General features: G+C 72.2%; 17 protein-coding genes. 6 read left to right on the top strand and 11 right to left on the bottom strand.

Going from position 1 to position 18,155, the window contains the following annotated elements:
* Positions 1 to 55: 55 nt before the first annotated feature.
* A complete protein-coding gene (locus ACFMQL_RS35640) occupies positions 56 to 949 on the top strand; it encodes a TIGR03564 family F420-dependent LLM class oxidoreductase (protein ID WP_364050539.1) in 894 nt (297 codons plus the stop codon).
* 139 nt (positions 950 to 1,088) lie between these two features.
* Here the strand turns inward: ACFMQL_RS35640 and ACFMQL_RS35635 are convergent, their stop codons facing one another.
* Positions 1,089 to 1,751 carry a glycosyltransferase family 2 protein gene (locus tag ACFMQL_RS35635; protein WP_364050542.1) on the bottom strand — a complete coding sequence of 221 codons (663 nt, stop codon included), beginning with the start codon at positions 1,749 to 1,751 and terminating at the stop codon, positions 1,089 to 1,091.
* Positions 1,748 to 2,728 (bottom strand): NAD-dependent epimerase/dehydratase family protein, encoded by a 981-nt coding sequence (locus ACFMQL_RS35630; RefSeq protein WP_364050545.1) that lies wholly within the window; start codon positions 2,726 to 2,728, stop codon positions 1,748 to 1,750. The genes ACFMQL_RS35635 and ACFMQL_RS35630 overlap by 4 nt, the downstream gene beginning before the upstream one ends.
* Before the next feature lie 319 nt (positions 2,729 to 3,047).
* Here ACFMQL_RS35630 and ACFMQL_RS35625 point away from each other — a divergent pair, with 319 nt between their 5' ends.
* From ACFMQL_RS35625 to ACFMQL_RS35615, 3 genes are read left to right on the top strand one after another with little or no spacing between them, the layout of a single operon-like run.
* Complete coding sequence (locus ACFMQL_RS35625; RefSeq protein ID WP_378789190.1) at positions 3,048 to 4,154, top strand: glycosyltransferase 87 family protein; 1,107 nt, start codon at positions 3,048 to 3,050, stop codon at positions 4,152 to 4,154.
* Entirely contained in the window at positions 4,151 to 4,789 is a 639-nt protein-coding gene (locus ACFMQL_RS35620; protein WP_364050551.1) for a TIGR04282 family arsenosugar biosynthesis glycosyltransferase, read from the top strand. Before ACFMQL_RS35625 ends, ACFMQL_RS35620 begins: the two co-directional genes overlap by 4 nt.
* Positions 4,786 to 5,397, top strand: a complete 612-nt coding sequence (locus ACFMQL_RS35615) for a class I SAM-dependent methyltransferase (RefSeq protein WP_378789187.1) — start codon at positions 4,786 to 4,788, stop codon at positions 5,395 to 5,397. The genes ACFMQL_RS35620 and ACFMQL_RS35615 overlap by 4 nt, the downstream gene beginning before the upstream one ends.
* Here the strand turns inward: ACFMQL_RS35615 and ACFMQL_RS35610 are convergent, their stop codons facing one another.
* The 3 genes from ACFMQL_RS35610 to ACFMQL_RS35600 form a co-directional block, all read right to left on the bottom strand.
* The gene (locus tag ACFMQL_RS35610; protein WP_364050557.1) at positions 5,398 to 6,291 is read right to left on the bottom strand and encodes a sulfotransferase; all 894 of its coding nucleotides are present in this window, start codon (positions 6,289 to 6,291) and stop codon (positions 5,398 to 5,400) included. It lies immediately after the preceding gene.
* A gap of 151 nt (positions 6,292 to 6,442) precedes the next feature.
* Positions 6,443 to 8,845, bottom strand: coding sequence for an FHA domain-containing protein (locus ACFMQL_RS35605; protein ID WP_364050560.1), 2,403 nt, complete (start codon positions 8,843 to 8,845; stop codon positions 6,443 to 6,445).
* A 183-nt stretch (positions 8,846 to 9,028) separates the two neighbouring features.
* Positions 9,029 to 9,523: a MarR family transcriptional regulator gene (locus ACFMQL_RS35600; protein ID WP_364050563.1), complete on the bottom strand. Its 495-nt coding sequence runs from the start codon at positions 9,521 to 9,523 to the stop codon at positions 9,029 to 9,031.
* A 171-nt stretch (positions 9,524 to 9,694) separates the two neighbouring features.
* Here ACFMQL_RS35600 and ACFMQL_RS35595 point away from each other — a divergent pair, with 171 nt between their 5' ends.
* Positions 9,695 to 10,912, top strand: coding sequence for a cytochrome P450 (locus tag ACFMQL_RS35595; protein WP_364050566.1), 1,218 nt, complete (start codon positions 9,695 to 9,697; stop codon positions 10,910 to 10,912).
* 130 nt (positions 10,913 to 11,042) lie between these two features.
* Here the strand turns inward: ACFMQL_RS35595 and ACFMQL_RS35590 are convergent, their stop codons facing one another.
* From ACFMQL_RS35590 to ACFMQL_RS35580, 3 genes are all read right to left on the bottom strand, one after another.
* Positions 11,043 to 12,305, bottom strand: coding sequence for an MFS transporter (locus ACFMQL_RS35590; protein WP_364050569.1), 1,263 nt, complete (start codon positions 12,303 to 12,305; stop codon positions 11,043 to 11,045).
* A complete protein-coding gene (locus tag ACFMQL_RS35585) occupies positions 12,302 to 12,727 on the bottom strand; it encodes a MarR family transcriptional regulator (protein WP_364050572.1) in 426 nt (141 codons plus the stop codon). Before ACFMQL_RS35585 ends, ACFMQL_RS35590 begins: the two co-directional genes overlap by 4 nt.
* Positions 12,728 to 12,821: 94 nt before the next feature.
* Positions 12,822 to 14,903 carry a protein kinase gene (locus ACFMQL_RS35580; protein WP_378789183.1) on the bottom strand — a complete coding sequence of 694 codons (2,082 nt, stop codon included), beginning with the start codon at positions 14,901 to 14,903 and terminating at the stop codon, positions 12,822 to 12,824.
* A gap of 118 nt (positions 14,904 to 15,021) precedes the next feature.
* Between ACFMQL_RS35580 and ACFMQL_RS35575 the strand changes: the two genes are divergently transcribed.
* The gene (locus ACFMQL_RS35575) at positions 15,022 to 15,948 is read left to right on the top strand and encodes an aminoglycoside phosphotransferase family protein (RefSeq protein WP_364050578.1); all 927 of its coding nucleotides are present in this window, start codon (positions 15,022 to 15,024) and stop codon (positions 15,946 to 15,948) included.
* A gap of 7 nt (positions 15,949 to 15,955) precedes the next feature.
* Here the strand turns inward: ACFMQL_RS35575 and ACFMQL_RS35570 are convergent, their stop codons facing one another.
* The 3 genes from ACFMQL_RS35570 to ACFMQL_RS35560 are packed head-to-tail and all read right to left on the bottom strand — an operon-like array spanning position 15,956 to position 18,148.
* On the bottom strand, positions 15,956 to 16,327 hold the full coding sequence (locus ACFMQL_RS35570) for an RICIN domain-containing protein (protein WP_378789182.1): 372 nt from the start codon (positions 16,325 to 16,327) through the stop codon (positions 15,956 to 15,958).
* Between the two features lie 5 nt (positions 16,328 to 16,332).
* Positions 16,333 to 17,388, bottom strand: coding sequence for a family 43 glycosylhydrolase (locus ACFMQL_RS35565; RefSeq protein WP_378789180.1), 1,056 nt, complete (start codon positions 17,386 to 17,388; stop codon positions 16,333 to 16,335).
* 10 nt (positions 17,389 to 17,398) lie between these two features.
* Complete coding sequence (locus tag ACFMQL_RS35560; RefSeq protein WP_378789179.1) at positions 17,399 to 18,148, bottom strand: hypothetical protein; 750 nt, start codon at positions 18,146 to 18,148, stop codon at positions 17,399 to 17,401.
* Positions 18,149 to 18,155: the final 7 nt, after the last annotated feature.

Genomic DNA, 18,155 nt, shown 5'->3' with positions numbered 1-18,155 from the left:
TAGTGTAGCATCCCAAGCGGAACCGGAATTTCCACTTCATTTTAAGGAGCTCGGCATGAAACTGGGCATCGCCCTGCTGACCGGAGGCTCGGACCTGGACACCCTGCTGGAGCAGGTGCGCGCGGCCCGCGAAGCCGGGTTCGACAGCGCGTTCTTCAACCAGTTCGCCTCGCTCGACGCGATCAGCGTGGCCGCCCTGGCCGGACGGCTGAACCCCGGCATGGAGGTGGGCACCGCCGTCGCCCACACCTACGCCAGGCACCCGTACGCGCTGGCCGAGCAGGCACTCGCCGCGAACGCCATCAGCGGCGGCACCTTCACCCTCGGCCTGGGCCCCAGCCACAAGCACCTCGTGGAGGAGCTGTACGGCGTGCCGTACGAGCGCCCCGCCGTGCACGTACGCGACTACCTCACCGCCCTGCGGCCGCTGCTGCGCGGCGAGCCCGTCGACTACCAGGGCGAGACGCTCTCGGTGAAGGGTCAGCTCACCCCGCCGGGCGCGGTCGCGCCGCCCGTGCTGCTGTCGGCGCTCGGCCCCGTGATGCTGCGCATCGCCGGCGAGCTGGCCGACGGCACGATGACCACCTGGACGGGCGCGCCGTTCATCGCCGACTACATCGCGCCGCGCATCACCGCCGCCGCCGAGGCCGCGGGACGGCCCGCACCCCGCATCGTCACCTCCGTCATGGTGTGCCTCACGTCCGACCCCGACAGGGTGCGCGGCGAGCTCCAGGCGCAGATGGGCTTCGCCGGCGAGTTCGCCGCCTATCGCGCGGTGCTCGACCGGCAGGGCCTGTCCGGCGTGCACGAGCTGCTCGTCGCCGGAGACGAGAGCACCGTCGAGAAGGAGATCGCCAGGTTCGAGGCGGCCGGGGTCACCGACCTGGTGATCAGCCCGCTGGGCAGCGCGGAGGAGCAGGCCCGCACGCTCGCGTACTTCAGCCGCTGACCCCGTCCGCGCGGACGTAGGCTCGCCTCAGGGCAGTACCCGGCGTCCGCCGGCACGGCACCTGGGAGGTGGCCGCCCCGCACACCCCTGCAGCCGGCGCGCACCGCCAGGTGACCGGCCGGAGCGCGGGCGGGCAGGCTCAGCCGGCGCGGACCTCGGCCATGACGCGGCGCATGTCGGCGATGGCGTTGAGCGTGCCGCGCAGCGTGCCGGTCACCTTGGAGCGGCCCTTGCGCGGCAGGTAGTCCACCTCCACCTCGCCGATCCGCCAACCGGCCGCCGCCGCGCGCAGCACCATCTCCAGGGGATAGCCGAAGCGGCGGTCGGCCAGGCCGAGCGAGAGCAGCGCCGCACGCCTGGCCGCCCGCATCGGGCCGAGGTCGTGGAGGGGAGCGCCGGTGTGCCGGCGCAGGATGCCAGCCAGCACCGCGTTGCCCAGCCGGGCGTGCACGGGCCAGGCGCCGGCCGCGCCCGGCACCCGCCGCCCGAGCACCAGGTCCGACTCGCCGCCGAGGACCGGCGCGGCGACCCGGTGGAGCTGGCCGGGGTCGAGCGAGGCGTCGGCGTCCATGAAGCACACCACCTCGGCGGACGCGGCGAGCAGCCCGGCGTGGCAGGCCGAGCCGAAGCCGCGTACGGGCTCGCGCACCACCTCGGCGCCCAGCTCGGCGGCGATCTGCGGCGAGCGGTCGGTGGAGCCGTTGTCCACCACGATCGGCCGGTAGCCGCCGGGCATGCGCTCCAGCACCCAGGCCAGCGCGGCCTCCTCGTTCAGGCACGGCAGGATCACATCGACGGTCATGACCTGGCGAACTCCTTCATACCGGCGTCGAACCCGATCTCGGCGCGGAAGCCGAGCTCGGCGGCGGCCCGCGCGGGCGAGGCCACGATGTGGCGCACGTCGCCCAGCCGGTAGCGGCCGGTGACCTGCGGCTGCGGCCCGCCCCGTTCGGCGGCGAGTGCGGAGGCCATCTCGCCCACGGTGTGCGGGCTGCCGGAGGCGATGTTCCAGGCGCGCAGCGTGCCGGCCGGGACTTCGGCGGTCACAGCGGCGAGGTTCGCCCTGGCCACGTCGCGTACGTGGACGAAGTCGCGCCGCTGGCGGCCGTCCTCGAACACCTGCGGCGGCCGTCCCGCCCGCAGCTCCGAGCGGAAGATCGCGGCGACGCCCGCGTACGGGGTGTCGAGCGGCATGTGCGGCCCGTAGACGTTGTGGTACCTGAGCGCCGCCGCGCTGCCGCCGGTCTCCCTGGCCCAGTTGGCGGCCAGGTGCTCCTGGGCGAGCTTGGTGGTGGCGTAGGCGTTGCGCGGGTCGGGCGGCGTGTCCTCCCCGACCTCCGCCCAGGCCAGCGGCTCGCCGCAGTGCGGGCACGGCGGGTCGAACCTGCCGCGCTCCAGGTCCGCCACGGCGCGCGGGCCCGGCCGGACGTCGCCGTGCTCGGCGCAGGCGTAGCGGCCCTCGCCGTAGATCACCATCGAGGACGCCAGCACCAGCCGCCGCACGTCGTGCCTGGCCATGGCGGCGAGCAGCACGGCCGTGCCGTACACGTTGACCGAGGCGTAGTCGGGCAGGTCGGAGACGTCCACGCCGAGCCCGACCTTGGCCGCCTGATGCACCACCACCTCGACGCCGGGCAGCAGCGCGTCCAGGGCGTCCGGGTCGCGCACGTCCACGCCGTCACTGATGTCCAGGCCGACGACGTCGTGCCCGGCGTCCCGCAGGCCGTCCACGACGTGCCGGCCGATGAAACCGGCCGAGCCGGTGACCATGACTCTCACGCCGCCGACGCTAGCCGTCCGCCACCGCCGCGCGACCGCGCGTAAGGGGTTCGTAAGGGTTCTTACGGACCCCGAACAACCCCCGCCGCCGGGCCCCGCGAGCCGTCGCGGGATGCCAGGCTGCGCCCCGTGAGCCGAACCCTCTTCGCATCCGGCGCGGCGCTCGCCGCCCTGGCGGCCGTCCTGGTCGTGACCGTCTCGGGGCCGCCCCGCCTCGGGTGGTACCTGGCCGCGTGGGCGCTGTTCGCCGCCGCCGTGCTCGCGGCGCGGCGGCTGCCGGAGAGCCTGGCTCGGCCCGCTGGTCGTCGCGGGCGGGATCGTGCTGGCCGCCACCGGTCTGACCGCGCCGCCGAGCAGCAGCACCGACGCCTACCGCTACGTCTGGGACGGCCAGGTGCAGGCCGCGGGCATCTCCCCGTACGCCTACCCGCCGTCCGATCCGGCGCTGGCCGGGGTGCGCGACCCCTGGCTGTTCCCGCAGGACTGCACCGGGCTGTACCCGCTGCCCGACGGCGGCTGCACGCGCATCAACCGGCCCACCGTGCCGACGATCTACCCGCCGCTCGCACAGGGCTACTTCCTGCTCGTCCACTGGCTGTCGCCGGAGGACGCGGGGCTCAAGCCGCTGCAGGTGGCCGGTTTCCTGCTGGCCGTGGCGGCGCTGCTCGTGCTGTGCCGGGTCGCCGGGCCGCGCAAGGCCGTCTACTGGGCGTGGTGCCCGGCCGTGCCGGTGGAGGCGGTCAACAACGCGCACGTCGACATGCTGGGCGTGCTGCTCGTGGTGCTGGCCTTCACCGTCGTACGGGGGCGCGGCGCGCTGCTCGGCGCCGCCGTCGCGGCCAAGCTCCTGCCCGTCACGGCGCTGCCCGGCGCGCTGGCGGGCGACCTGCGCCCGCGCCGGATCGTGGCCACGCTCGGTCCCGCCGTGGCGGTGGTGGCGCTGTCGTACGTGCCGTACGTGCTGGCCTCCGGCCCCTCCGTGATCGGCTACCTGCCGGGCTACCTCAAGGAGGAGCGCTACGAGGAGGCCGCCGACGGCAACCGCTACGCCGTGCTCCGCCTGCTGCTGCCGGACTCGTGGGCGCCGTACGCGGCGATCGCGCTGCTGGCGCTCGTCGCCGTCCTCGTCCTGCGTCATGGCGACGCCCGCCGGCCCTGGGACGGCGCGCTGGTGGTGAGCGGCGCGTTCCTGCTGCTGCTCACCCCCGGCTACTCCTGGTACGCGCTGCTCGTGGTCGCCCTGGCCGCGATGGCGGGCCGCCCGGAGTGGCTGGGCACGGCGCTGGCCGGCGCCATCGCCTACGTGGACGGCCCGGCCGGGCCCGGCGTCCTCGCCACCGTCTTCTACACCGCGTCCGCGCTGGCCGTGGCCGCCGTGCCGCTCGCCCGGCGGCCGGTCATGGCCGGGATCTCAGCGAAGGAATGAGTACCCTGAACGAGCCGCAGATCGTGATCATCGCCAAGGAGCCGCTGCCGGGGAAGGTGAAGACCCGGCTGACGCCGCCGTTCAGCCAGGAGGAGGCCGCGGCGCTGGCCGAGGCCGCGCTGTGCGACAGCCTGCGCGCCGCGTCCGCGGTGGCCGCCCGGCCGGTCCTGGCGCTCGACGGGCTGCCGGGACGCTGGCTGCCGCCGGACGTCGTGGTGATCCCGCAGCGCGGTGCCGGGCTGGACGAGCGCCTCGCCGCCGCGTTCACCGACGCCCACCGGCTGCGGCCGGGGCCGATCGTGCTCATCGGCATGGACACCCCGCAGGTCACGCCGGAGCTGCTGCGCGAGGCGGCACTGGCGTTAGAGGACGACGACGCGGTGTACGGCCCGGCCGCCGACGGCGGCTTCTGGCTGCTCGGCCTGCGCCGCCCCGACCCGTCGCTGCTGCTCGGCGTGCCCATGTCGCATCCGGAGACCGGCAAGCACCAGCTCGACCGGCTCGACCGCGCCGGGCTCAGCGTGCACTGGCTGCCCGAGCTGATCGACGTCGACACCGCCGCGGACGCCGCCGCCGTGGCCGACGCCGCGCCGGGCTCCGGCTTCGCGGCCAAGCTGCGGGAGCTGGGCCGATGATCGGAGACCTGTACGCCGAGGCGCTCGCCGGTGAGACGGCCGAGATCGAGTACGTGGACGGCACCGTCGTGCCGCTGGAGGCCGCCCGCTGGTTCCGGCTCATCGACGGCGACGAGGAGCTGCTGAGCCGCTGCGCCAGCCCCACCCTGGACGTGGGCTCCGGGCCCGGCCGGCTCACCGCCGAGCTGACCAGGCGCGGCATCCGCGCGCTCGGCATCGACATCACACCGCGCGCGGTCGCGCTGACCCGGCGGGCGGGCGGGTTCGCGCTGCTGCGCGACATCTTCGACGAGGTGCCCGGCAGCGGCAGATGGGCGACCGCGCTGCTGGCCGATGGCAACATCGGCATCGGCGGCAACCCCGAGGCGCTGCTGCACCGGATCAGGCAGTTGCTGCGGCCGGGCGGCACGATCCTGGCCGAGGTCGCACCGCCCGGCACCCGCAGCAGGGTGGACCGGCTCAGGCTGCGCCGGGGCGCGCGGGCGGGTGAGTGGTTCGGCTGGGCCACGGTCTCGGCCAACGACGTGCGCCGGATCGCGCTGGCCGCCGGCTTCGCCGGCGCCGAGTGCTGGACGGCGCACGGCCGCTGGCTGGCCCGCGTGTACTGACTACTGGTAGCCCCAGGCGGCGGCGTACTTGGCGAGCTTGGGCGGCAGCGTGACGTCCTCGAACGTGCGGGCGGCCTGGATGCGTCCCGACTTGATGGTGTCGCTGCGGTCGCCCAGGTTCGGCACGAACTGCCCCTGGTAGTGCTTGCCGTAGTCGAGCATGCCCGGCTCCCACTCCACGCCCAGGTACGCGCAGATCTCCCGGGTGACCGCCTCGGGCCGCGCGGTCAGCTCCTCATAGCGCACGCTCAGGCCGCCGATCTCGTTGCGGGCCCGCTCCAGCGGCTTGAAGTACTTCAGCGCGGTCGCCTCCAGCGACTCCCGGGTGGCGGTGTTGTCCTTGCGCTTCTGCAGCGAGGAGACCACGCCCTCCGGGTGGCGCAGCATGAACAGGAACTTCGCCTCCGGCCAGACGTACCGCAGCCGCTCCCAGATGAAGACGTTGCCCGGCGTCTTGTCGACGATGATGTCCTTGCCGCTGCGCAGCAGCTCCAGGTGCAGGATGCGGTCCCACAGGACGTGCTCCAGCTCCACCTTGTCCAGCTCCAGCTCCTGCATGGACGCCTCGGAGAAGCCGGGCGTCAGCGCCACTTCGATGGTGCGCAGGTGCAGCTCGTGCGGGGCGCGGATACGCGAGTGGCTGTTCAGCAGCATGCGCAGCAGCGTCGAGCCGGAACGTATGGGGGCGATGACGAAGACGGGGGAGCGCACCAGCCGCGGCACCGCCGGGACGTTGTAGTCGACGATCTGGGTGCGCTTCGGGGGCCGCCGCGCCTTCAGCCCCTCGGCGAGCCCGGAGTTGCCCTGCTCCGAGCTCGGAAACTGCCGGGGTGGCCGTAGCGCCTCGCGGAGAAGTCGTGCTCGCCGTTTGAACCCTTTGTGTACGACTCCCATGGCGCGACTTTCGATCCTTCCGCCCCCATGGCCCCTGGGCCCGCGCGGACGGCTGTCAGGGGTCACGGCGGCTCGGTGACTTGCTCGGGGGCTGTCACCATATACGGCAAAACTGAGGATTTCCTGCGAAAACCCCCGGTGGGAGCCGTGGTCAGCGGGCGCGCATCACCGCCGGCTCGTGGCGCCGCAGCAGGCGGGCCACCGCGAACGAGCAGACCACGGCGAGCCCGGCCAGCACCCCCACGTCGAGCAGCCACGTGCCGAGGTCCCGCTCCCACAGCGGGTCCGGCGGGTCGTCGGTGAGCGGCATGAGCAGGCCGACGTCGAGCGTGGCCGCCAGCGCGGCCAGCGCCCACCGGGCCGGGACGAGCCAGGCGATCTGCTCCATCACCGCCTTGCCCTCCAGGTGCACCAGCGCCCCGCAGAACACGAGCTGCACCAGCGTGGCCAGCACGAGCAGCGGCATCGTCGTCTCACTGGTCTTGGCCACCGCGGAGATGAGCAGCCCGACCGTCATCGCGGTGAACGACAGCAGCGCGACGGCGATCGCCAGCTCCGCCATCGGGGCGGTGAACACCCCCTCGCCGGGCGTCTCGACGTTCACCATCGCCACCAGCGTCAGCACGACCCCCTGCGCCACGGTGATCAGGCCGAGCACCAGCAGCTTGGAGCACAGGTAGGCGGATCTTGACAGCCCCACCGCGCGTTCGCGCTGGTAGATGACGCGCTCCTTGACCAGCTCGCGCACCGCGTTGGCGGCCCCGGTGAGGCAGCCGCCCACGCACAGGATCAGCAGCAGGTTGACGGCGCTGGGGTTGCTGCCCGGCGGCCCCGTCAGGTCGCCGGTCGGCACGACGCGGGCGAGCAGTCCCATGAGGATCGGCAGGACGAGCGTGATGCCGAGGAACAACCGGTCCGCGACGATGCCCCGGCAGTAGCGGCGCACCAGCGTGCCGAGCTGCCTGTGCCAGCTCTGCTGCTTCGGCGGTGCCGACCGGTGCACGGGCGCGGACGGCGTCGCGGGCTGGATGAGGTCGGCGGTGATGTACTTCTGGTGCAGCGGCGAGCGGGCGTACTCGCCGGCCCAGTCGCGGGTGCGGTCGTCGAAGGCGAGGAACACGTCCGCCCAGTCGTCGAACCCGAGGAACGGCAGCGCCTCCCCGGGCGGGCCGAAGTAGGCGATCTTCCCGCCCGGCGCCATCACCAGGAGCCGGTCGCAGACGTCCAGGTTCGCGACGCTGTGCGTGACCACCGCGACCGTACGCCCGTCGTCGGCCAGGTCCCGCAGCAGGTGCATGACCGACTTGTCCAGTCCCGGGTCCAGCCCGGACGTCGGCTCGTCGAGGAACAGCAGGGACGGCTTGGTCAGCAGCTCCAGGGCCACGCTGACGCGCTTGCGCTGGCCGCCGGACAGCGCCGAGATGCGGGTGTCGGCGCGGTGGTCCAGCCCGAGCTGGATCAGCACCTCGTCCACCCGCCGCTCCCGTTCGCGGGGGCTGGTGTCGTCGGGGAAGCGCAGCTCGGCGGCGTAGAGCAGGGCGCGGCGCACGGTCAGCACGCTGTGCAGGATGTCGTCCTGCGGCACCAGCCCGATGCGCGAGCGCAGCTCGGCGTAGTCGTGGTAGAGGTCGCGGCCGTCGTAGGTGACCACGCCCTGGTCGGCGGGGCGCAGCCCGGTGAGCGCGCGCAGCAGCGTGGACTTGCCCGACCCGCTCGGGCCGACGATCGCCAGCAGGCACTTCTCGCCTACCGGGAACGTCACGTCGTCCAGCAGCACCTTGCCGCCGTCCACGGTGACGGTCAGGCCGTGCGCCTGCAGGCACACCTCGCCGGTGTCGGCGTACTCGGTGAGCGTGCCGCCCGCCAGCCGGAACGTCGAGGTGCCGATGCCGATGAAGTCGTCGGGGGAGATGCGGGCGCGCCGCACCGGACGGCCGTTGACGTACGTGCCGCCGCGGCTGTTCAGGTCCACGATCTCGGCGACGCCCGCGGTGACGCGCAGCTCGGCGTGCCGCCGGGACACCCGCAGGTCGGTGAGCACGATGTCGTTGTCGGGGGCCCGCCCGATGCGGACGACCTGGACGCCGGTGAGGTCCGTGATGGAGACCGGCTCGCGCCACTGACCGGCGCGCGGGAACGGCACCGTCCCCGCCGCCGGGCCCACCGTGGGATCCTCCACGGTCTGCACCGCGGTCCGGGCTCCCGCCTGTACGGCCTGCGCCATCACTCGCGTGCGTCGAGGAACCGGGGGAGGCGGCGGGGTGGCGGCGCGGAAGCGGACCAGCCCGGGTCCCGACGCCTGGCCGAGACCGACGCTGGTGCCCGGGTTCACGACGACGCGCTGGACGCGACGGCCGCTCGCGTACGTGCCGTTACGGCTGCCCGCGTCCTGCAGCAGCCACTGCCCGCCCTCGAACCAGAGCACGGCGTGGTGACGCGAGACCCGGTCGGCGTTGACCACGATGTCCGATCCCGGGTCGCGGCCGAGCCGGTACGACCGCCCGGGATCGAGGACCACCGACCCACCAGGGCCATCGATGACAAGCTGCGTCACGAAACCGCCTTTCTCCCTCGGGACGTGCGGAGACGGGTGCGGGCACCGCCACCGCTCGCCCGGAAACCCATGATCGTAGGCCACCGTTCCGAAAAGAGGCGGTGATCGCGGACGTTTCAAAAATGCTCGTATTGTCGGGGCTCATGCCTGCACCTGCACGACCCCCGCGGCGCCGGGTGACGGTCACGCGGAGGGCGCGGCCTCGTCGGCGGGCTGCTGCGGGCGGGGCCACGGCCGGCCGACGAGGCGTTCGATGTCCTCGTTGAACTGCTGGAAGTCGGCGACGAAGCGCTCAAGCCGCTCGGGCGGCCACCCTTCCAGCACCTTCGTCAGCCCCTCGACGATCCTGGCGCGGTCGGCGGCCAGCCGCCGCCGGCCCTCACGGGTGATGCGGAACTTGCGGGCCAGGCTGCCGTGGGGGTCGAGGGTGCGTTCGACCAGCCCGTCCTTGAGCAGGGCGGCGGTCTGCCGGTTGAAGGTGGACGCGGCCAGCCCGAACGCCTCGACGAAGTCCCCGATCGACATCGGGCCCTGCACTTCGAGCCTGCTGAGCAGCACGTACGCGCTGCGCTCAAGGCGCTCGCCGTCGGGCCCGCCCTGCGGCGTGGTGAGCTCGCGCTGCCGCGTGAGGATCATCAGCTCCCGCTCAAGATGGGCGCTCGCCTGCTCGGCGTCCATGGGCGAACCTCCGCTCGTGCCTTCCGCTCACCTGCACCCTACGGCAATGTGCATGATGCTCAGAGAATGCATGATGCAACTCGTGTGCATGATGCTTTTCGTGTGTATCGTGCACAAAGGAGATGTCCTGGCGAGCGCGCCAGCGCCGCGGCGAACGGTCGAGGAGGCCATATGACGAGCGACGAACAGGTCCTGTCCTACCCGCTGCCCTACGAGACGGCACTGGAGCCGCCCAAGGAGTGGGAGCGGCTGCGCGGCCAGTGCCCGGTGGCCACCATCGAGCTGCCCAGCGGCGACCGCGCCAAGATGCTCACCCGCCACGCGGACATCAAGGCCCTGCTGACCGACCCCCGCTTCGCCCGCCCCACCGCCGCCGACAACGCGGCCAGGGTGGCACCCGAGGGTTCGGGCGGTGCGGCGGCCACCGGCGAGTCCACCATGGTCGTGCCGATGAAGGGCGAGCAGCACCTGCGCTGGCGGCGGCTGGTCGGCAAGTACTTCACCGCCAAGCGCATGGCCGCGCTGCGCCCGTCGATGACCGCCACGGCCGAGCACCTCATCGACGAGATGGTCCGCAAGGGCGCTCCCGCCGACCTGAAGGCCGCCCTGGGCTTCCCGCTGCCGGTGTACGTCATCTGCGACATGCTGGGCGTGCCCGCCGACGACCGGCATCGCTTCTCCCGCTGGTCCGACATGTTCCTCAGCGTCACCCGCTACACGCAGGAGGAGGCGCGGGCGGGACAGGCCGAGTTCGCGGCGTACATGTCCGAGCAGATCGCCGGCAAGCGCGACGGCGACACCGACGACCTCATCGGCATGCTCATCAGGGAGAGCGAGGGCGAGGGGCAGGGCATGTCCGACGCCGAGCTGCTCAGCACCGCGATGGGACTGCTGGTCGCCGGGCACGAGACCACCGCCAACATGATCGGCAAGATGGTCGCGCTGCTGCTGGCCGACCGCAGCCGGTGGGAGCGGCTGGTGGCCGATCCCTCCCTGGTGCGCACGGCGGTGGAGGAGTCCCTGCGCTTCGACGCCAACCACGGCTTCGGCCTGCGCCGCTACCTGACCGAGGAGGCCGAGCTGGGCGGCGAGGTGCTGCCCGCCGGGACGACCGTGCTGTGCGCCATGGCCTCGGGCAACCGCGACGAGTCCGTCTTCGACCGCGCCGGCGAGATGGACCTCGGCCGCAGCCCCAACCCGCACCTGACCTTCGGTGCGGGCCCGCACTCCTGCCTCGGCCAGGCGCTGGCCCGCACCGAGCTGCAGGTGACGCTGGAGACGCTGCTGCGCAGGCTGCCCACCCTGGAGCTGGCCGTGCCGCCGGAGGACCTCAAGCGGGTGGAGGGCCTGCTGGTCGGCGGCCTTCAGGAGGTCCCCGTCCGCTGGTGAGGCGGCCGGGAACGCGACGACCCGCCGGGAGCGGCTCCCGGCGGGTCGTTTCATGCGGACGAGGTCGATGCGGCCTCGGTTCGCCTGCGGTGCCGGCATGCGTGCGGTGCCCGCCGCCGTGCCGATGCCGTCAGCTCACCGTGCCGGTGCTCGCCTCGGTGGCCTCGGTCAGCTCGGCGTCCTCCTCGCCCTCGCGGGCGTGCGCGTCCACCTCGACCTGCTTGCGCTCGGCGCGGACCAGGTCGCGGTGGCCGAAGGCGAGGATCACGATGCCGAGGACGATCGAGCACGCCCCGATCAGGAACGGCACGTGCACGTTGAAGGACTCGGCCAGCTTGCCGGCCGCGAACGGGGCCAGGCCGCCGCCGATGAAGCGGACGAACCCGTACGCCGCCGAGGCCACCGGCCGCTCCACGGGCGCCACCATCATCACGGCCTGCGTGGTGAGCGTGTTGTTGATGCCGATGAAGATGCCGGCCACGATCACCGCGGCGACCAGCACCGCCGGGTTGTCGGTGAAGGCGGCGATGACGAAGATGACGACCGCGAACAGCGCCAGGTTGCCGTAGAGCGTGGGCGCCAGGCCGAACTTGCGCTGCAGCCAGGGCGCGCCGGCCACCGAGAAGATCGCCACCATCAGGCCCCAGCCGGTGAAGACCAGGCCGAGCTCGATGGCGTGCAGCCCCATGGGGAACGGCGCGTAGCCGAGCACGGTGAAGAAGCCCCAGTTGTAGCAGAGCGCGGTCAGGCTCATGACGAGCAGGCCGCGGTGGCGCAGGGCCTTGATCGGGTCGAGCAGCCCGGTCTTGCGCGCCGGTTTGGGCTGTGCGCGGACCAGGGTGATCGTGGCGACGAGCGCGATGGCCATGAGCACGGCGACGCCGTAGAAGGGGCCGCGCCAGCTGATGTGGCCGAGCAGGCCGCCGAGCAGCGGGCCGACGGCGATGCCGACGCCGAGCGCGGCCTCGTACAGGATGATGGCGCCGGAGAAGCCGCCGCTGGCGGCGGCCACGATGACGGCCAGCGAGGTCGCGACGAACAGCGAGTTACCGAGGCCCCAGCCGGCGCGGAAGCCGATGATGCCGCCGATGCTGTCGGAGGATCCGGCCAGCGCGCTGAAGACCACGATCAGCACGAGACCGGCGATGAGAGTCCGCTTGGCGCCGATGCGGCTGGACACCCAGCCGGTGACCAGCATGGCGACGGCCATGATGACCAGGTAGCTCGTGAAGAGCAGCGTCACCTGGCTGGGCGAGGCGTTCAGATCTTCGGAGATGGCGGGCAGGATCGGGTCGACGAGCCCGATGCCCATGAACGAGATGACGCAGGCGAAGGCCACCGCCCAGACGGCCTTCGGCTGCCGGAAGGGATTGCCGGCGCTGCCGCCGCTCATATGTTGCCTCCAAGTGCGCGAGTGACCAACCGGTCGAGTGCGGGCAGTGCGGCGGCGATGGCGGCCTTATCCGCCTCCGGTAGCTCGGCCATCGCATCGGCCAGCCGCTTGGCCAGCGCCTCACGGCGCCTGGCCAGCTCGTCGCGGCCCTGCTGGGTGATCGCGACGAGCACGACGCGGCCGTCCTCGGGGTCGGGACGGCGCTCTGCCAGCTCCTCGCGCTCAAGGCGGGAGACGAGCTGGGTCATCGCCGGCTGCGTGACGCCCTCAAGCTCGGCCAGCTCGGTGAGACGGCGCGGGCCGCCGCGTTCGAGGTGGCCCAGCGTCGACATCGAGGTGAACGACCGATCCCGCGGGAAGTCGAGCAGCCGCATCATCGTCCTGACCCGCATCAGGCCGGTGGCGAGCTCCAGCTCGTTCATCTGTTGAGAGGGGGGATCATCTTGCATAAGACACTTATATCATCTGCTTATGTATGCGAGCGCACGAGGGCCCGTGGGCCCGGTGCCGGGGGGTTCAGGAGGTCACGGGGTCGATCGTGTAGTACGGGCCGAAGTCCACCTTGTCTCCCTTGTCCAGCAGCCGCCGCATCAGCTTGCCGTCGAAGGAGACCACGCGGACCTCATCCCTGCTCGTGTTGTCGTTCTCCCAGCAGTACAGGTGCTGCTCGTCCCACCAGCCGAGCACCTTGTCGCAGTCGGAGGTGAAGCGGTACACCCGCTGACTGGTGGCCGAATCCCAAACGCAGGTCTCGCCGTCCTTGCCGTTCGGACATGCGGTTGTGAACAGCCGGCCCGACGGCGAGAAGATGTCCATCGTGCCCGAGGCCACTGGCCCGACGCCCGGCACGTCGCGGACGTGCTCGCCGGAGGCGTCGAAGAAGCGCAGGCCCCTGCCCTCGCCGTACTCGATGACCACACCCTTGTCCTCGGCGTCCCACGCGAAGTCGCTGCCGCGGATCTCCTCGTCGTTCACCCGGACGATGTTCGCCTTGGCGGTGGCCACGTCGATGATGACGAAGCCGATGGTGTACCACTCCTTGTCGTCGCCGCTCCCGACGCGCTGGCTGGTGTTGAGCAGAACCTTGGAGCCGTCCTTCGTCCAGTGGCGGATCTCGGCGATCAGCGGGTCGCGCACGGTCTTCACGCGGAAGCTCGAACCGTCGCGCCGGTCGGTGATGAGGATGGAGTCGTATCCGTCGGAGGTGTAGTCCTCGGGCCTGGTCGCCAGGTAGCGGCCGTCAGGGGAGAGGGCCGCTTCGAGATCGTCGGAGTACTTTGTGAACTCGCCGTTCAGGGACTGGCGGGCGTACTCGGTATCGCCCACGACGTAACGGGTGAGCGTGATCGGATCGGACGGACTCTCGTGCAGCGTGATGTCACCGCCGGGCAGCTTCCTCCTGGTCGGTGTGGCCGCGGGCGTCGGGGTGGAGGAGTTCGACGGCGTGGGCGAGGTGGCATCCGGTGCGGTGGGGGCCGGTGTGGTGGTGGCCGGAGCGGCCGAGGCCGGTGGCGAGTTGTCGCGTCCCAGGAGGGTCGGCACCGTGATCGCGGCGGTCACGGCGGCCGCGGCGACCAGGGTGCTCGCGATGATCATGACCTTGCGGCGCTGGCGCCCGGACGGGCCGGTGGGCGGCGTGCGGGGCCCGGAGGGCACGGCGGCGATCGGCCCTCCGGCCAGCGCGCCGGCCGCGCCCGGGGGCGGCGGGGCGGTCGGTCCCGCGACCGATCCGGCGGGCGTACCGGCGGCGGGCTCGGCCTGCTTGGTGCCCTCGGCCAGCGGGTTCACGCCCGGCTTGGGCGAGCGCAGGAGCTGGGTGATCACCTCCATGGCGGTGGGCCGGTCCGCCGGGTCCTTGCTGAGGCAGCGGCGCGCCAGGTCGGCCAGCTTGCCTTCGAGCGCCCCGAGCTGCGGGTCCTCGTTCAGCACCCGGCTCATCACGGCGTGCGTGCCGTCGCTGCCGAACGGTGCCCGGCCGCAGGAGGCGAAGACCATCGCGCCGGCCCAGGAGAACATGTCGGCCGCCGGGCCCACGCCCTGCCCCAGAATCTGCTCCGGCGCCATGTACGCGGGCGTGCCGATCTGCGTGCTGCTCGTCATCGTGGCCGGGTCGAGCGTACGGGCGATGCCGAAGTCGATCACCCGCGGGCCGCTGGCGCTCATGATGACGTTGCCCGGCTTGAAGTCGCGGTGCACCACCCCGGCCTCATGGATCGCGGCCAGCGCGGTGGCGGTGCCGATGGCCAGGCGTTCGAGATCGCCGCCCGCGAGCGGGCCGTTCTCGCGTACCACCCGGTCGAGCGAGCGGCCCTCGACGTACTCGCTGACGATGTACGGGCGGCCGTGCTCCTTGCCCGTGCTCAGCACCGCGGCCGTACAGAACGCCGCCACCCGCCGCGCGACCTCCGCCTCCCGCAGGAAGCGCGCGACGCTGTCTTCGTCGTCGGACGGGCGCAGCCATTTGATGGCCACGCGCACGTCCATGGGGGTCTTGGCGAGGTAGACGACGCCCTGTCCCCCTTCGCCCAGCCTTCCGAGAAGCTCGTAGCCGCCCAGCTGCTGAGGGTCACCGGGCAAAAGCGGCGTGAAGTCGGCCATGCGTCATTGTGATACCACGTTCTGGATCTATCACAACCTTACTTTTCGATAACCAGCGCTCGACTTTCGCGGTCATGCGGGCGTCCTGGCCGGTCGTACGGCATGGAAAGATCAGCATGTGACCGATTCCGCGCAGCCACAGGCACTCGCCCGCCGTTCCGCCGCCGCGCTCGACGCCGCCGTCGCGGCCGGGCGCGAGCTGGGGCTCACCGTGACCGACGCCGAGGTGCTGCACGACCTGTTCTCCGTGGTCGTGCACCTGGCTCCCGCGCCGGTGGTGGCCAGGGTGCCGGTGGTGCTGCCCGCGTACGCGACTCCCGACGTGCTGGCCCGCCGCCAGCAGGCGGAGCTCGACGTGACCCGCTGGCTCGCCGGGCGGGGCGTTCCGGTGATCGCGCCGAGCCCGCTCGTGCCCGCCCGGCCGGTGCGGCGCGACGGGTTCTCGATGACGTTCTGGCAGTACGCCGAGGAGGACCGCGGCAAGGAGCCCGACTACGCCGCCAACGCCGAGAGCGTGCCCGCGCTCCATGCCGCGCTGCGCGACTGCCCGGTGCCGCTGTCGTTCCTGTCGGCCGCCGAGCCCGAGTTCGTCGAGGACAGCCTCGGCCGGCTGGGCGACCGGCCCGATCTCATCGCCCCCGCCGACCTCGACCGGGCCCGCCGCGAGTGGCGGGAGCTCGAACCCCTCGTACGCTCCCGCGCCGCCTTCGAGCAGCGCTTCCCCGGCATCGAGGTGCAGCCGGTGCACGGCGACGCCCCGGCGGCCAACATCTTCCACGGCGTCGCCGGCGACCTCTACTCCGACTTCGAGCTGGTCACGCTCGGCCCCGTCGAGTGGGACCTCGCCGGGCTCGGCCCCGAGCTCGCCGCCGCCTACGACCGCGGGGCCGAGCGCCAGGGCCTGCGGCCGCTCGACGCAGACGTGCTGCGCTTCACCGACGCCATCGGCATGCTGCGCGTCATCGCCTGCCTCGACCTGGTGCCGCAGCTGCCCGTGCTGCACGACTACCTGCAGCCGGCCCTGGAGCGGTGGCGGGCCGGCTGACCGGTCGTCACGACTGCGTGCGGGTCCACTGCTGGTTGGTGCCGCTGCCGCAGGTGTACTGCTGGATGTCGGCGCCGTCGGCCGTCGAGCCGCCGACCACGTCGAGGCACTTGCCGCTGTGGCGGGCCCGGAGCTGGTAGTAGCCGCCGACCTGGGTCCACTGCCACTGCTGGTTGGCGCCGCCCGTGCAGGTGTACTGGATGATGTTCGCGCCGTCGGCCGTCGAGGCGCTCGCCACGTCCAGGCACTTGCCGCTGCCGACGCTGACGATCCGGTGGTAGCCGCCGCCGGCGTCCTGGACGTACCACTTCTGGTTGCCGCCGCCGTTCCACGAATACTGCTTGATCTCGGCGTTGTCCGCCGTGGACGCGCTGACCACGTCCATCACCTTGCCGCTGTGCCGGGCGGTGATCCGGTACGCCGGCCCGGGCCCGAGCCGGTGATCTCCCCGGTGGCGGCGTCGATCGTCACCTGCGCGTGCCAGCTCAGGCTCATGCTCGTCGCCGACGGGAACGTGATCGGCAGCCACACGTACTGCGAGTCGTTCACCGGCCCGCCCCACGCGCCCGCCCACCGGTCGCCCATATAGAGGTAGCTCGTCGTCGAGCTGCCCTGCACCGGCAGCACGAACGCCGGTTGCGAGCCGAACGTCGTGCCGTCGCCCACGTTCGTCCAGCCCGTCCACGGGCCCGAGACGCTGGGCGCGGTGGCGTACTTGGCCTGGTTGGGACTCCACCCGGTGGCGCCTGAGGTCAGCAGGAAGTACGTCGAGCCGCGCTTGAACATCGCCGGGGCCTCCCGGTGCGCGTCGTTCCAGAAGTTGCCCACCAGCGAGGCGACGTTCAGGTAGTCGGGGGTCAGCCGGTAGATGTGCAGGTCGTAGTTCTCGTCCGCGGCCGAGATCATGTACGCGGTGCCGCCGTCGTCGTACAGCGTGATGTCCCGCGACATGTGCCGGCCCAGCGGACGGAAGCTGCCGTGGTAGGTGTAGTCGCCGTCCACCGTGGCCGACGAGGCGACGGCGGCCCGCGCCTCGCTGTAGTCCCGGCCGTTCTCCTTGTGCATCCACATCACGTACCGGCCGGTGGCGGCGTTGTAGATGACCTTGGGCCGTTCGATGTTGGCGACGTTCAGCTCGGGGTGCGACGAGCTGGTGAGCACGTCGCGCCGGAACTCCCAGTTCACCAGGTCCGTCGAGCGGTAGACGGACACCGCGCGGAACGTGTTGTCGGGGTTGCGGTTCTCGCCGAACCAGTAGTAGTAGCCGCCCGCCTTGAGCACGCCGCCGCCGTGGGCGTGCAGGACGTTCCCGGCGGTGTCGCGGAACTGGGTGCCGTTGGTGATCGTCAGCGGCGCGGCCTGGGCCGGCGCGGACGGGATCGCCAGGGCGGTGGCGATCAGCAGGGCGGCGGCCAGCGCCCGCCGCAGGTTTCGGAGCATGCAGGACCTCCTAGTCCGTGAGCATGAAGGTGGCGTCCTGCCGGTCGGCCAGGGCCGAGCCGGAGCCGAGCGGGTCGATGCGCAGCGCGAACCCGGAGTGCCGCGGGTAGCGGTCGGGGAAGACGTACGACTTGCTGCGATTCCACCGGGGCGGGCCCCCGAGGGAGATCAGCGCGTCCTTCTCGGCGGTGGTGATCGGGATGATCGTGGCGTGCTTCGAGCTGATGGGCGGCGTGTAGGCCCGCTGCCCGAGCGGCGACCACGGGTTGCCGTCAATGTTCGAGGTGCCGTTGCAGGCCGAGTAGATGACGGCGTACGCGTTGCGCGCCGGCACCTTGAACGCCTCGGGCGCCCACGAGTGCGTCGCCATGGTGTGCAGGCGCGCCCGGCGATGGTTCGTGAAGCTCGTCAGGTTCGCCGAGTCCCACACGTGGATGTACTGGTCGTTCTGATGGAAGACGCGACCCTTGAGGCCGGTGGCGAGCACTAAAAACGTGCCATCCTGCTTGCGCAGAATGTACGGATCGCGCAGGCCCTGCGTGCCGGCGGCCGGGGTGACGACCGGCTCGTTCTGATTGCGCGGCGCCCACTGGAGACCGTCATCGCTGACCGCCAGGTGGAGCGCGTACCTGTCCCCCGACCGGTTGAAGTACCCCATCACGTAGGCGGCGCAGGAGGCGGCCTGGGCGGCGGGCGGCGGGGCGAGCGCGAGACCGAGAAGGACGGCGCATGAGACGGCGATCACGCGGCGCGGTGACACGGGAGAC

Source organism: Nonomuraea fastidiosa (assembly GCF_042751225.1).
In the GTDB taxonomy this organism is placed as follows: Bacteria; Actinomycetota; Actinomycetes; order Streptosporangiales; family Streptosporangiaceae; genus Nonomuraea; species Nonomuraea fastidiosa.
Note: the sequence above shows the minus strand (reverse complement) of the source record. Positions and strands in the feature narration are given on the sequence as shown.

What these genes read in the sequence shown, in the direction of transcription:
- ACFMQL_RS35585 (WP_364050572.1), bottom strand. Translation starts at nt 12,727, where the DNA reads ATGAACGAGCTGGAGCTCGCCACCGGCCTGATGCGGGTCAGGACGATG.
- ACFMQL_RS35615 (WP_378789187.1), top strand. Translation starts at nt 4,786, where the DNA reads ATGATCGGAGACCTGTACGCCGAGGCGCTCGCCGGTGAGACGGCCGAG.
- ACFMQL_RS35595 (WP_364050566.1), top strand. Translation starts at nt 9,695, where the DNA reads ATGACGAGCGACGAACAGGTCCTGTCCTACCCGCTGCCCTACGAGACG.
- ACFMQL_RS35620 (WP_364050551.1), top strand. Translation starts at nt 4,151, where the DNA reads ATGAGTACCCTGAACGAGCCGCAGATCGTGATCATCGCCAAGGAGCCG.
- ACFMQL_RS35600 (WP_364050563.1), bottom strand. Translation starts at nt 9,523, where the DNA reads ATGGACGCCGAGCAGGCGAGCGCCCATCTTGAGCGGGAGCTGATGATC.
- ACFMQL_RS35635 (WP_364050542.1), bottom strand. Translation starts at nt 1,751, where the DNA reads ATGACCGTCGATGTGATCCTGCCGTGCCTGAACGAGGAGGCCGCGCTG.
- ACFMQL_RS35580 (WP_378789183.1), bottom strand. Translation starts at nt 14,903, where the DNA reads ATGGCCGACTTCACGCCGCTTTTGCCCGGTGACCCTCAGCAGCTGGGC.
- ACFMQL_RS35590 (WP_364050569.1), bottom strand. Translation starts at nt 12,305, where the DNA reads ATGAGCGGCGGCAGCGCCGGCAATCCCTTCCGGCAGCCGAAGGCCGTC.
- ACFMQL_RS35565 (WP_378789180.1), bottom strand. Translation starts at nt 17,388, where the DNA reads ATGCTCCGAAACCTGCGGCGGGCGCTGGCCGCCGCCCTGCTGATCGCC.
- ACFMQL_RS35610 (WP_364050557.1), bottom strand. Translation starts at nt 6,291, where the DNA reads ATGGGAGTCGTACACAAAGGGTTCAAACGGCGAGCACGACTTCTCCGC.
- ACFMQL_RS35640 (WP_364050539.1), top strand. Translation starts at nt 56, where the DNA reads ATGAAACTGGGCATCGCCCTGCTGACCGGAGGCTCGGACCTGGACACC.